We start from the raw sequence: 14636 nt of genomic DNA, 5'->3' as shown, positions 1-14636 counted from the left end.
ATGAGTAACGTTGCGATTATAGGAGCTGGTGCGAGTGGTATTATTTCAGCTAAAGCTTTATTGGCTCAAGGGTTTGAGGTAACTATATTTGAAAAAACATCAAAATTTTCAGGTGTTTGGAATTATCATACAAAAGGTGTTTTGTATAAAAGTTTAAAAACAAATCTACCTAAAGAGATAATGGTTTTTGAAGACGAAAAAATTACTTATAAATCAGACAGATCATTTGTAGATTACAATAATGTAAGGGACTATTTAGTAGATAATGCTAAAGCTTGGGGTATAGATAAGTATGTTCATCTAAATTGTGAGGTAGTTAGTCTAGAACCTTTAGAAAGTACTACTAATAAACCATTATGGAAATTAGCTTATATAAAAAATAATGAAAAAATTTATAAGAAATTTCAGTTCGTTATAATATGCAATGGTCACTATAACGTGACTAAGATACCTACAGCGATACAAGGGGTAAATATGGTCAAAGATTATATATCACATAGTAAATCATATAGATCTCCAGATAATCATGGTAAAAAAATATTATGTGTAGGATATTCCTCATCAGGTATGGATATATCGCATGAATTGCTCAATAGTGGTAGAGAAGTGTATGTTTCTTTACAAGATTTGGATAGGGATGAAGAGGCTTTTAATCTGAAAAACATTAAAAAAGAAATTAAATTTATTTCCTCGCCAAAAATAATTGAACGAAGTAAGATAGGGTGTATAGTAAAAACACAACATAATAATAGCTTAGAAATTGACGAAATTATATTTTGTACGGGTTATGATTATAAGTTTCCATTTTTATCACAAGATATAATTTCAACTGATAATAATATTGTAGAACCTCTTTATAATCAGCTATTGCATGAAAAGTATATTAATCTTGCATTTGTAGGCTTACCATGGAAAACTTTGCCTTTTCTACTATCTGAGTGCCAAGCAATCTTTTTGGCAGAGCTTTGGCAACCGAACAATGATAGCTTGGCTAGTATAATACTAAAGTTAAAAGATAGTAAGTCACACAAAGCTAGCTTTAAGAATAGTTCATTAAAGTATTATCATATGCTAGGTGATCAGCAATGGGCTTATAATTTAGGTTTACTTGAATTAGTAGGACAAAAAACCAAGAGTCGTACGCAAAGAATTAAGTCAATACAACAAATATATAATAACGTTCATGAACTAAAAAAATCATTGCCTTTTACTTTTCGTGATTTTAGTTATAAAGCTGATTTAGATAAAGGTGAATGGCTTAGAGTTTATGGTTTGGAATAGTTCTAGTTAAGCTTTTTAGAGCAAATTCTATATGCTTTTCTGAAGAAGTATCATTTTTACGATTTTGGTATATACATAATATTTTCTTTACTAGTTTAGCTTGGTAGTATTGTTCTGATATTTTACCTTGATGTAAGCTTTCAATGTCTTTAATTATTGATTTAATTGCAAGTTTTCTAGTGAGCATATAAGGAGAATGGGGATAGAATTTGAATGCTAGCCATAAAGCAATACAACCAAATATACTACTTAATCCAACTGTAAAAGATTTAGCTATTTCAAAATCCATATGATTACTTGGTTGGACTACAGATATTATACCAAAGCAGTAGCCAAGACTATACATATTTAGTTTTGGATGTATTAGGGTGATTATTCCTAATATTAAAGTGCCAAGAATCACAAGAATAAACAATTCAAAATAACCTATACTATAAGATAGCAAGTTTAATGTAATAAATATACTGATAGGTAATGATATTATTATGCCAATAATTACCTTCTGAATTATTTCGATAGGGTTTGGTATGGCTATAAAATATTGAGAAAAGAAAGATGGTAAAATTACCATCATGAGTAAACTTGAATTACCTTCAGTATTTACCCACAATAAGTACATGCAAGTAAATAATAATAAAGTTCGTGAAATAGTCAAAAAAGTAACGTTAATATTATTATAATTTTTTAGAGTGTAATAAACTTCATTATCAATTTCAGTTGAGTAACTTTTGTGATAGCTTTTGACTACATTATTAAATTTAGAAATAAGTTTATTTATTTCTAAATGCTTTAAGCTAGAATCTAGTTTGTTACTAGATAAATCAAAATTTTTAAAATCAGGCGCTATACTTTTTAGCTTTCGCATAGTTTCTGAGTTTCCTTTAGTTCTTAGTGAATGAGCAGTTTGTATTAGTTGAACTACTTTATTTATAAATGCCAAGTAATTCTTATTATTAGTATTTTCATATTTACTTGCACTAACTTCATTGCTAAGGATAACAAGGCTATGAAGGATAGATTCTACTTGTTTATTATATTTTTGATTATTTTTTGAATTTTCTGTACAACAAATATCTTTCATATAATTGATAACTAGATTATAAGATTTTCTAGTATGATTTGTAAGGGTGTCACTAACCTTTGTAGGAGCAATAAAGTAACTTGTTAAGCATGAGCATAGGCTACCGATTATAATTTCTGTAATTCTCGAATAACCTGTATGAAATATACTTTCACTCGTTGTATAAATAGGATTTGCTATAGAATAAAAAACTACTATTGTACAAGTGATATTAGCTTGTGTTAATCCATACATCATATTTAGATGAGACATGCTTGCTGAGAAATACATTGTTATAGTTATAAAGATGAATAAGCTAAGTAATGCTAATCCAGGGTATGGTAGAAAAAAGCTCACAATCAAAAATCCAATAGTTACACCTATAAATGATACCCCGATTAAAAATAAAGTTTTTTCAACTATAAGACCTGTTTCTGGTCTTGTCTGTACAAACAATGCTGCTATCATTGCCCACATTGGCTTATCTAAATCTAAACTTAGAGATATGCCAAGAGCAAGGGTTAATGCAATGCATATTTTGATTGTATAGATAATACTTTTTTTATTAAAAATTGTAGGTATTTGGTTTAGTAGGTTTTTTATCATTTTATAGTCACTATTGCATTAATCCCTGATATTAAGTTAGTATTTGGAGGTATTTTATCTAAAGCTATATCTACAGGTATTCTTTTTGATAACCTTACCCAATCATAAGTCTGTTGGATTTTAGGTAAAAGTTGGTTATTTACATCTGTATTATTATCAGCTATGGCTCTACCAATACTTATTACATGTCCATATAGAGGGTTACCACCACTCATTAGTTTTATTTCAGCTTTTTTATTTATGTTGATAAAAGGTAGTTTTGTTTCTTCGAAATAACCAGTGATATAAAAAGATTTGGCTCTAACTAATGACATTACGGGTCTAGTTGCAACAGCATAATTACCTTGTCTTAAATCTATGTTATTAATAATACCGTTAGCAGGAGCGTAAATTTTGGTTCTTTCGAGATTTATTTTAGCTAATTCAGCTTCAGCCTTTGCTTTTTCAAGTTCTGCTTTTTTAAGCTTTTCTTGCATATGATAGTCATCTAGTTCTTCTTGACTTATTGAGCCATTTTTACCTAAATTTACACGCCTCATATATTGTCTGTTTGTTAGCTTCCACTGTATTATTGCATGTTTTAGTTCTGCTTCTTTTTCTTCTAAATCTGCAGTATATCTTTTATTGTCAATAGAAAAAATTAACTGGCCTTTTTTTACATCTTGATTGTCTGTTACATAAATCTTGGTTACAAACCCTGAGACATCTGGGGCTATGGTTATAATTTTAGCTCGAACTCTCCCATCTCTAGTCCATGGAGAGTAAAGATAATATCGCCAAGTAGAGTAAAGTGAAAAAAGGGTAAGTAAGATAATTAGTATACTAATTATTGTTTTTAATTTTTTATTAGGCATATTAGTCTCCAAAGATTAGCATACTCATACCTAAATAGCATATAAATAAAGATAAGTTAATCCATGATAGCTTGAGATTTGTGTATGTATATAAGATTTTAGGAGCAACTAAGTTTGTAACGATAGTTAATAAACTAGCAATAACAATAAATAATATTAATGGAGAGAATACTAAACCGTCAAAAGTTATTATGAACATATGCTTAACCTCTATGAGTAAGGGTAAATCTATCTGGTTTTGTTTTTATTAAATGAGGATAGATGTAATTAATTTGTAAATATAATGATACACCGTATTGTTTTATGATACAATAGGCCTTGACAATTATAGCTTAAAAAAGATAATATTATAAAAAATTAATCATTTTAAAGTTTTATATGAGTGAAAGTAAAAAAATCCAAGTAATAAGTAGGGCGGTAAAAGTTTTGCAAACTATAGGCAAACAACCTGGGGGAATGAGCCTTGGAGAGATTGCTAAAGAGGTAAACTTACCTCGTTCAACTATCCAAAGGATTGTGGCTGCATTAGAAATAGAAGGTTTTACAAGAAGTGAAGGAGCTGGAAGAATCTTGCTTGGTTCAGCAGTGTTTAGGTTGGCATCTACTTCATATGCAGATATACTTTCTTTGACTCAAAACTTACTAAGAAAACTTAGTGATAAGACCCATGAAACGATAGTTCTAACCCAATCAAATGATGCTGAATTACTAATTGTACATAGATTTTTAGCTAATCGTCAACTACAAGTAATTCCAAGGATAGGTATGATGGATAAACCTATTTATTTTACGGCTTCTGGTAGGGCTCTTTTATCCTTATACGATGACGAAGAAGTAGCAGACATTTTGGGAGATAAAATTACTAAACCTCAGGAGTTTTATAAAAATTTAGCAGTAATTAGAGCCAATGGTTTTGAATATGATCATGGTAAAACAATAGAGGGTATAACTAGTATTGCTATTGCTATGAACACTTTTTTAGGGAGTTTTGGTATATCCATGCTTGTTCCAGAAAATCGTTATAAAAAAAATAAAGATTTTTATTTAAATGAATTGCTAAAGGTTAAGGATAAAATTTTAATAGATATTGGAGTTAAACCATCTAAGTAGAATGTTTAAATAGGTTATTAAAAATAACCTATTTAGATTAGATACTTTTTTTAAAGTCAGCTCTATACGGAGAATATATAAAAGCTAGACTATCTCTATTATGTATCTTAACTAATTCTGAATGTAGTTTAGAACTTGTCGATGTCTTTTTAGTATAGTTATCCCAGATGTTTTTTTCATTTTCATTATGCTGTGCACATCCTGTTAAAAATATAATAACAATTAAGAATAGAAGCTGTTTATACATGTTTTGTTTTAACCTTTATTTTTAATAAAATTACTTTTTTAATTGTTTTAATAACCATTTATCAAGTGATATTATACAGCTACCATACTTTATTGGTTGGAAAGTCCCATTTTTATATTTAGAACTAATAGATAAGCACTGTTCGTGGCTAAATTTTTTAAAGCTTTTAATATTCTTATATTTAGTATTGTTTAGTTTATTATCATAAGTCAATATTTTTTGTTTTAAACATTGGTTTACTTCATATGAATTACCATCGCAACTTTTAGAGTTAGTATATGCTAGTAAAGGAGTATTGATAATTAAGATTGTAATTATATTCTTAATATATTTCATTATCATTCCTTTATTATATTTGTAATATATTACTACCTTCATTAAGGAAATTATTAATTTTTCCTTCTTCAGTTGTTGTAATAAAAATTTGTGACTTTAGTTTTTGCAAGTAATTAAATAAGGTTTTAGTATGATTGCTATCAAGTTCAGAGGTTATATCATCTATTAAGTAAATACATCTATTTTTATTTTCAGAATTATGTACCTCTCCTTGAGCTAATTTTAGAGCGCATATTAACAGTTTTTGTTGTCCTCTAGAGAAAATATCCTGTACAGGCTTGTTGTTTATAGTTAAGACAATATCAGCTTTGTGTGGTCCATTATTTGTGATTTTGTACTTATTATCATAATCATATGATTCTTGAAGTACCTGAGCTAAATTTTTTTGAGAATTCCAGCCACGAGAATACTCTATATTTAATTTTAACTCAGGATTAAAGTGGGCTAGAATCTCATATATTTTAGGTTTTAGTTTTACAAAGTATGCATGTCGCTGGCTATCTAATAGGTTACCAAATTCACAGAGTTTTTTATCAATTCCAGATATATAGGCATGAGGATAGTTCTGCTTAAGTGCAGAATTTCTTTGTTTGATAAGAAATTTAGTTTGTTGCCATATTTTTAGGAAAGTTTTATCAAGGTAGAAAGCTCCCCAGTCAAGTACTTTGCATCTTTGCTGAGCTCCAGAGTTTATAATATTAAAACTTTCTGGATTGATTAGTTGAATAGGCAGATTTCGAGTTATTTCGGTATGATTTTTTTGTATTTCAGTATTTAGTTTTGAGATATTATTATTATTTTTTTTACGCGATAATGAAATACTGATTTCTTCAAGGTTATAAGCTTTTGAGTAAATTATAAATTCATCAGAATTATGATTGATTATTCTATTAAGCTGAGAGCTTCTAAATGATCTGCTATGAGATAGGAAATATATTGACTCGAGTATAGATGTTTTACCTGAGCCATTTTTACCTATTATAAAATTCATATCATACTTAAAATCAAAACTTTTTGAAGAAATATTTCTAAAGTTTTGTAAGCGAAGATTAGAAATATACATTTTTAGATAAATTCTAAGCTAGATTTATATAGTTGTTGTTTTAGTATAACAGGATTAATTTGATAAATATTGTTGACTAGTTCAAAAATTTTAGGAATATTTGTAGGAGTATTAATTTTGTCATCACTGTTATAAAGTCTCATATCTGGAGAATCTGTTTCTAAAACAATGTTTTTAGGGTTAATATTCATTAGAGTTTTTTTAAGTTTTGATCGTGGGTGAGAGATTATTCCCCCAACTCCAAGTTTGAAGCCAAAATCTATATATCTTTGGGCAACTTCATAATTATCATTAAATGCATGAATAATTCCACCATTTTTAAATTTTAGATTTTTAATAATTTTAATAATCTCATTGTGAGATTTCACAGAGTGAATAATTACTTGTTTGTTTAGATTTTTTGTTATAGAAAGTTGGTTTGAAAAATAAACTAACTGCTTATTAAAAAATTGTATTCTCTTATCAAGCCCAATTTCTCCAATCATTTTTTTTGAATTTTGATCAGTGTATATTTCTAGATCATTTAAGTCAGTGTAGATATGTTTTTCTATAAATATTGGATGTAATCCGAAACATATATGAATATTTTTAAATTGGTTACTAATATTTATTAAATTATCCCATGACGCTTTTTGTGTTGCAGGATTGATAAAACTTGCAACACCAAGTTGCTGGCAAGATTTAACTATATTCTCACGGTTTTTATTAAAAATATTAAAATCTAAGTGACAGTGAGTATCAATAAACATATATGTTTAGTTAATTTTTTTTACTTATTAAGTTATAATACACCAAGTTATTTAGACATTAAAAATAAACATCTGTTTACAAGGTTTATAAATGAGTAAAATTACAAAAAATTTTTTATTTGAATTAGGTACAGAAGAGTTGCCTCCAAAAGCTCTAAAAAGTTTATCAAAATCTTTATTAGAGAGTGTTGAGAGCCAACTGAAAGAAGCAAAAATTACATTTGGTAAAGTTAAAGGGTTCGCTTCACCAAGAAGATTGTCTTTTATAATTAAAGATCTCACTCAATTTCAAGATGATATTGTTATAGAGAAACAGGGACCTTTGGTAAGTATCGCATTTAAAGATGGTGAACCTACTAAAGTAGGTCTTGGCTTTGCGAGATCTTGTGGGGTAAATATTAATCAGTTAGATAGGTTTGAGACTCCTAAGGGTGATAAACTTTTTTATAAAACTACTCAAAAAGGGCAAGCAACAGTAATTCTTTTAGAGGAGATTATAGCAAAAGCTATTAAACAGTTACCAATTCCTAAAATGATGCGTTGGGGAAATTCTACTGTAGAATTTGTTCGGCCTGTACATTGGGTTTTAGCCTTGTATGCTACAGATGTAGTTGATATGGAAATACTTGGACATAGAGTCTCTAACTTAACTTATGGGCATAGATTTCATCATCCAGAAAGTATTCTTGTTAAGAATGTAGATGATTATGTAGATTTGTTAGCAGCTGCAATGGTGATTGTAGATTGGGATCAGCGTAAACAAATGATTATAGATCAGTCAAAATATCTTGCTCAAGAAAATAATTATGAAGTTGTTTTAGATGATAGTTTAGTTGAAGAAGTTTGTGCTATTGTGGAATATCCTAATGCAATGTTGTGCGGCTTTTCTACGGATTTTTTAAGAGTACCTCAAGAAGCTTTAATATCATCTATGGAAGAACATCAAAAATGTTTTGCACTTTTAGATAGAGATAGTAATTTAGTGGCTAATTTTATTACAATTTCAAATATTAAAAGCACTAAGCCAGAATTAGTTATAGCAGGAAATCAAAAGGTAATGAATGCTAGACTTGCAGATGCAGCTTTCTTTTATGATACTGATTTAAAGCAATCATTAGAGAGTTTATTGCCTAAACTTGAGAATGTCACATTCCAAAATCAGCTTGGTAATATGTACCAAAAAGCCCAAAGAATAGCTTTAACTGCTCAAAGAATAGCTAACTTAAGCAATATTGATTCTCAATTAGCTTATAGGGCCGGATTATTAGCAAAAGCAGATCTGATTTCAGATATGGTATTTGAGTTTACTGATCTTCAGGGTATTATTGGTAAATATTATGCAAAAGCCTATGGAGAATCTGAGATTGTATCAGATGCTATAGAGCAGCAATATTGGCCAAAATATTCTGGTGCAGATCTGCCAAATACTGATGTGGCTGCTTGTGTAGCATTAGCAGAAAAGTTGGATACTTTAGTTGGTATATTTGCTATTGGTCAAAAACCAACTGGAAACAAAGATCCGTTTGCACTAAGAAGGTCTGCTATTGGTGTTTTGCGTATATTAAGAGATACAAATATTGATATATCTTTGATAGAGACTGTTAGTTTAGCATTAGACAGTTATAAAGAAATAAATGGTTTAGAATTTAAATCAGAGACAAAAGGCGAAGTAATAAATTTTTGTTTAGATAGGTTAAAAAACTTATATAAAGATGAAGGTGTCTCGATTGATATTTTTGAAGCGATTAATAATACCGAATATGTTTCAATAAAAGATTTTGCAGCTAGGATAAATGCTGTTAATGAGTTTATAGGATTGGACAAATCACAGAATTTAATAGCCTCAAATAAACGTGTCGCTAATATTTTAAATAAAAATAGTGATAGTGATAAGAGTATATTCGATATTGAGGTGGCTAAAGAGATAAATGATGGTTATGAAATGGCTTTAGCTGAGAGTATTAATGAAATCACTGAAGATATATATAAATATACTCAAAATAGAGAATATGGACATGCACTAAAGCTTTTAAGTACAATAGATAAAGTTATCAGTGAATTTTTTGATAATGTGATGGTAATTGATGAAAATCTAAAGACTAGAGCAAATAGAATCGCACTTTTAAGAAGTTTACATGAGTTGTTCACTCGTGTTGCAGATATATCAAAACTGTCATAAAAGTCTATCTTTTATAATTTTACTCAAGCTATACTGATATAAAACAATATAAAAATTATCAGTATGCAACATAATGAAAATAAGTATTTAATAGCATTTGCATTATTAAATATGCTATTTATAAGCTCCATATTACTTTCAGATATTTTTACTTATAAAATAGTTTCTGTGTTAGGATTTAGTGCCACATTATCTTTGTTAATCTACCCTTTAAGCTACGCTATTAGTGATATTATTACAGAGTGCTATGGTAAATATATAGCATTTTCAATTATGTTGATGGGACTAGTATTAGAGTTGTTTTTTGATTGGAGTGTAACTTTAGCAAGTTTTACATCTAATCAAATTAATCTTAATTATGATGATTATTTTAATCATGCATTATCTAATATAGGAAATGTAGCAACAGGAGCTGTTATAGCAGCATTTATGGGATATTTAATTAATATTTTAGTAATTACTACTTTAAGACAGAGGACTAGGCTAGCTTTTTTCTATCGTTCGATAATATCTTCAGTTTGTGGAGAGGTGGTTTTTATTGTCATTGGCTATACTATTTGGTTTTATGATAGTGAGCTTAGTTGGACTATTATTATACAAATGATGTTGGTATCAATATTTTTTAAATTTATATTTTCTACTATATATGCTTATTTTAGTAAATATGTTGTAATTTTTTTGAAAAATTCAGCAATTTAGTTAACTTTATATTTGTATTTAATTGTCGATATACAGGGCCTATAAAGATTAATTCTTATGAAAATTCTAACTTCTTACTTTAACTATTAAATTTAAGATTAATAGTGAGTATATTTATAACAAACTATATATTTTTACTATCTGCTAAATAAATTGTTGCATCAGATTTGTAATATTGTAAAACTGAAATCAAGTAATAAATAAAATAGTAACTATGTTCATAATATGAGTAATATTAGTTTTTCTAAACAAGGTTTTACTGGGGTTGGTAGTATTCCGAATAATATAATTTTTTAGTATGAGGTATATATGGGTAGTTTGATGTATAAATCATGTGATTTATCTATATGGCAAGGTAGATCATCAGATCAGATAGAGTATTTTTACCAAATTGTTAAAACTCTAGATCTTAATGATTCTAAAATAATTAAAGTCAAGTTAGATGGTTATGCATTGCTAGGGTTTGAGTCTGATGAGGGCGTTAGAAGAAACTTAGGTAGGCAAGGAGCTAAATTAGGGCCTTTAGCATTTAGACAAACTTTATCTAGTATGCCAATACATTCAAAATTTATTTTTTATGATGCTGGTGATGTAATATGTATTGATAAGAATCTTGAAGCTGCTCAAGTTGAATTAAAAATAAGAGTCGAACAAATACTATCATTAGGGTTAAAACCTATAGTTATAGGTGGTGGACATGAGACAGCTTGGGGGCACTATGCAGGAATTTATGAACATTATAAAGAATCTGTAGCTATTCTAAATTTCGATGCTCATTTTGATGTTCGTGAATTAGTCGATGGTAAGTTAGCTAGTTCAGGTACGCCTTTTTTACAATGCAATGAATTATTAAAAAGAGAAAATAAAGAATTTCATTATTATTGCGTTGGTATACAACCATTTTCAAATCCTTCCTCTTTATTTAATTATGCTAGTAATAATAAGATTAAATTCATTCTTGCTGAGGATATTCGATCTAATAATTATATTGAGTTTATTGATAATATTATTGATAAATATCAAAAAATATATGTAACTATATGTTTAGATGTATTTCAAGCAAGTATTGCACCAGGAGTTAGCGCACCTCAGCCATTAGGGATAGATCCTCAGTATGTAGTTGATGCTATACGTAAACTTAAACAAAGTAATAAAATAGTTAGTTTAGATATAGTAGAGTTAGCTCCCAGATTTGATATAAATAATCAAACAGCAAAGTTAGCAAGTATATTAGCTATGGAGTATCTAAATTCATGAATGAAAATAAATTAAAGAGGTCTCTTAAATCTAGACATCTAATCATGATGGCTTTAGGAGGCACTATAGGCACAGGGTTATTATTAGCAAGTGGTGGTGCGATACATGATGGGGGGCCTGGAGGAGCTATATTAGGCTACTTAATAGTTTCGCTTATAGTTTATTTTTTGATGTCTAGTTTGGGAGAGTTAGCTGCATATTCACCAGTTACAGGTTCATTTTGTGAGTATTCTGCTAAGTATGTAGATAAATCTTTTGGATTTGCAATGAGTTGGAATTATTGGCTAAACTGGACATTAGTGTTTGTCTCAGAAATTATAGCGGCAGCTTTAGTAATGCAATATTGGTTTGCTGATGTAAGTATCTGGGTGTGGGTTTCGCTATTTTTCTTTTTGCTTTGTTCAATTAATTTAACCTCAGTTAAATTATATGGTGAGGTTGAATATTGGTTATCTATTATTAAAGTTGCTGCAGTAATTATATTTATAGTTGTTGGTTTTTTGATTATTTTTGGGTTGGTAGGTTCAAAAGGACCTGTTGGTTTTGCTAATATTATTCACGGAGATGCACCATTTCATGCTGGATGGTTAGGGTTTTTCAGTGTATTTTTGGTTGTTGGGTATTCTTTTCAAGGGACTGAATTAATTGGGGTAACTGCAGGTGAAGCTGCAAACCCAAAACAAACAATCCCCAAAGCTATAAAAACTGTTTTTTGGAGAATTATAATTTTTTATATTCTCACTATTATTGTAATAAGTTTTTTAATTCCATATTATAGCCCTAATTTAGTTGCAGGTAATAATGAAGTAACTTTAAGTCCATTTACAATAATTTTTAAATCTGTAGGGATCAACTTTGCTGCATCTTTAATGAATTTGGTAGTTGTAACGGCTATTCTCTCTGCAGCTAATGCTAGCTTGTATACAGCATCAAGAATGTTATGGCATATGGGTAAATCAAAAGAAGCACCTAAAAGTTTTAATCGGACTAATAAGGAAAATAGCCCTGTAGTAGGCACATTAATAACTTCTACTATATGTTTTGGATTATTATTATTAAGTTTTTTGCATGGTGAATCAGTATTTAACTGGTTAATTAATGTAATTAGTTTAGCAGGTTATATAGCGTGGTTTGGGATATCTTTAAGCCATTACAGATTTAGAAAAGCTTATATAAAACAGGGTAGAAATCTTGCTGATTTACCTTATATAGCAAGGTGGTTTCCGCTAGCACCTTTATTAACTATGGTTATTATTTTGGTCATAATGGTGGGTCAGCAAATTTTTGCTATATATGAAGGTCCGGCAACATTTTCAAATTTTATAAGTACCTATAGTGGAGTTTTTTTATTCACTATATTAATGATTATTCATAAATTATGTGTGAAAACAAAAGTTATTAAGTTGGCTGATATAACATTATAAATCAAATATATCTAAAACTTATAAATAGAAAAATTAGGAGGAAATAATAATGAGCAAAACAAAATCAAACCTTGAAAGTAAGCTAGATTTAAATATAAATTTAGGTAATGCTTTAGAGCAGAAAGCTGCCGTAATTGCACCGACAGGTACTAAATTGAATACTAAAAGTTGGCTTGCAGAGGCAGCTTTAAGAATGATTATGAATAATTTACACCCAGATGTAGCAGAAAATCCAGAAGAATTAGTCGTATATGGAGGTATAGGAAAAGCAGCTAGAAATTGGGAATGTTATGAGCAAATTATAAAATCATTAAAAGAACTAGAGGATGATCAAACTCTTTTGGTTCAGTCTGGTAAACCTGTGGGTATATTTCAAACTCATGCTGATGCTCCAAGAGTCTTAATTGCTAACTCAAACATAGTGCCTCATTGGGCAAACTGGGACCACTTTAATGAATTAGATAAAAAAGGGTTGATGATGTATGGGCAAATGACTGCTGGTTCATGGATATATATTGGTTCTCAAGGGATTGTTCAAGGTACTTATGAAACATTTGTTGAAATGGGCCGTCAAAATTTTAATGGAGATTTGAAAGGTAAATGGATACTTACAGCAGGTCTCGGGGGTATGGGTGGGGCACAGCCTTTAGCTGCTGTGATGGCTGGAGCTTGCATGTTAGCAGTTGAGTGTGATGAAACTAGAATAGATTTTAGAATTCGTACAGGTTATTTAGATTATAAAGCAAAGACCTTAAATGAAGCAATGAAATTAATAAATCAAGCAGTTGTAGATGGTAGAGCTATTTCTGTGGGTTTGTTGGGGAATGCTGCCGAAGTTTTGCCGCAAATGTTACAAGATGATATTAAGCCTGATGCTGTTACAGATCAAACAAGCGCGCATGACCCATTAAATGGTTATCTACCTATTGGTTGGTCAGTAGAAAGAGCCAAGAAAGAACGTAAAGAAAACCCTCAACTAGTTATAAGAGAAGCTAAAAAAGCAATGGCTAGTCATGTTAAAGCAATGCTTGAATTTCACAATATGGGGATACCAACATTTGATTATGGTAATAATATTCGTCAAGAAGCTTTTGATGAAGGTGTTGAAAATGCATTTGATTTTCCTGGATTTGTACCAGCTTATATTAGACCGCTATTTTGTCAAGGCATTGGCCCTTTTAGATGGGTAGCGCTATCTGGTGATCCTGAAGATATCTATAAGACTGATCAAAAAATTAAAGAATTGTTACCAGATAATAAAGCCTTACATAGTTGGCTAGATATGGCCAAAGAGAAAATAAATTTTCAAGGATTACCTGCAAGAATTTGTTGGGTTGGTTTAGGAGATAGAATGAAATTAGGTTTGGCATTTAATGAAATGGTTAAGAATGGTGAGCTTAAAGCGCCTATAGTAATAGGTAGAGATCATTTAGATTCAGGTTCTGTTGCAAGTCCAAATAGAGAAACTGAAGCTATGCTTGATGGTTCTGATGCAGTATCTGATTGGCCATTATTGAATGCACTTTTAAATACTGCTGGTGGAGCCACATGGGTAAGTCTACATCATGGTGGAGGAGTCGGTATGGGATTTTCACAACATGCTGGAGTAGTTATTGTAGCTGATGGTACTGCTGCTGCAGCTAAAAGGTTGGAGCGTGTTTTGACTAATGATCCTGCTACAGGTGTTATGCGTCATGCTGATGCTGGTTACGATATAGCTATTCAATGTGCCAAAGAAAAAGGTTTAAACCTTCCTATGTTGGAGAAGTGA

12 protein-coding genes are annotated in these 14636 nt (G+C 29.9%); 7 read left to right on the top strand and 5 right to left on the bottom strand.

Going from position 1 to position 14636, the window contains the following annotated elements; all coding sequences use genetic code 11:
* A complete protein-coding gene (locus ACR0PV_RS06190) occupies positions 1–1281 on the top strand; it encodes an NAD(P)-binding domain-containing protein (RefSeq protein ID WP_488172276.1) in 1281 nt (426 codons plus the stop codon).
* Here the strand turns inward: ACR0PV_RS06190 and ACR0PV_RS06185 are convergent.
* On the bottom strand, positions 1259–2947 hold the full coding sequence (locus ACR0PV_RS06185) for an FUSC family protein (RefSeq protein ID WP_488172275.1): 1689 nt from the start codon (positions 2945–2947) through the stop codon (positions 1259–1261). The genes ACR0PV_RS06190 and ACR0PV_RS06185 overlap by 23 nt on opposite strands.
* On the bottom strand, positions 2944–3801 hold the full coding sequence (locus ACR0PV_RS06180; RefSeq protein ID WP_488172274.1) for an efflux RND transporter periplasmic adaptor subunit: 858 nt from the start codon (positions 3799–3801) through the stop codon (positions 2944–2946). The genes ACR0PV_RS06185 and ACR0PV_RS06180 overlap by 4 nt, the downstream gene beginning before the upstream one ends.
* A gap of 378 nt (positions 3802–4179) precedes the next feature.
* On the opposite strand from ACR0PV_RS06180, the gene ACR0PV_RS06175 reads away from it, so the two are divergent.
* A complete protein-coding gene (locus ACR0PV_RS06175) occupies positions 4180–4911 on the top strand; it encodes an IclR family transcriptional regulator (RefSeq protein ID WP_488172273.1) in 732 nt (243 codons plus the stop codon).
* A gap of 37 nt (positions 4912–4948) precedes the next feature.
* Here ACR0PV_RS06175 and ACR0PV_RS06170 read toward each other — a convergent pair whose 3' ends face one another.
* The 3 genes from ACR0PV_RS06170 to ACR0PV_RS06160 form a co-directional block, all read right to left on the bottom strand.
* Complete coding sequence (locus ACR0PV_RS06170; protein ID WP_488172272.1) at positions 4949–5158, bottom strand: hypothetical protein; 210 nt, start codon at positions 5156–5158, stop codon at positions 4949–4951.
* A gap of 349 nt (positions 5159–5507) precedes the next feature.
* Positions 5508–6557 carry a DNA replication/repair protein RecF gene (gene recF / locus ACR0PV_RS06165; RefSeq protein ID WP_488172271.1) on the bottom strand — a complete coding sequence of 350 codons (1050 nt, stop codon included), beginning with the start codon at positions 6555–6557 and terminating at the stop codon, positions 5508–5510.
* 2 nt (positions 6558–6559) lie between these two features.
* Entirely contained in the window at positions 6560–7306 is a 747-nt protein-coding gene (locus ACR0PV_RS06160; RefSeq protein WP_488172270.1) for a TatD family hydrolase, read from the bottom strand.
* Positions 7307–7397: 91 nt separating this feature from the next.
* Here ACR0PV_RS06160 and glyS point away from each other — a divergent pair, with 91 nt between their 5' ends.
* The 5 genes from glyS (at position 7398) to hutU (ending at position 14636) form a co-directional block, all read left to right on the top strand.
* On the top strand, positions 7398–9485 hold the full coding sequence (glyS, locus tag ACR0PV_RS06155) for a glycine--tRNA ligase subunit beta (protein WP_488172269.1): 2088 nt from the start codon (positions 7398–7400) through the stop codon (positions 9483–9485).
* A gap of 63 nt (positions 9486–9548) precedes the next feature.
* The gene (locus tag ACR0PV_RS06150; protein WP_488172268.1) at positions 9549–10184 is read left to right on the top strand and encodes a VUT family protein; all 636 of its coding nucleotides are present in this window, start codon (positions 9549–9551) and stop codon (positions 10182–10184) included.
* Between the two features lie 309 nt (positions 10185–10493).
* Positions 10494–11441, top strand: a complete 948-nt coding sequence (gene hutG / locus ACR0PV_RS06145) for a formimidoylglutamase (RefSeq protein WP_488172267.1) — start codon at positions 10494–10496, stop codon at positions 11439–11441.
* Positions 11438–12865, top strand: a complete 1428-nt coding sequence (locus ACR0PV_RS06140) for an amino acid permease (protein WP_488172266.1) — start codon at positions 11438–11440, stop codon at positions 12863–12865. Before hutG ends, ACR0PV_RS06140 begins: the two co-directional genes overlap by 4 nt.
* 49 nt (positions 12866–12914) lie before the next feature.
* On the top strand, positions 12915–14636 hold the full coding sequence (gene hutU / locus ACR0PV_RS06135) for a urocanate hydratase (protein ID WP_488172265.1): 1722 nt from the start codon (positions 12915–12917) through the stop codon (positions 14634–14636).

This window comes from Francisella sp. AG1 (genome assembly GCF_057683165.1).
The sequence above is the reverse complement of the archived record's forward strand: the minus strand, read 5'-3'. Positions and strand labels throughout refer to the sequence as shown.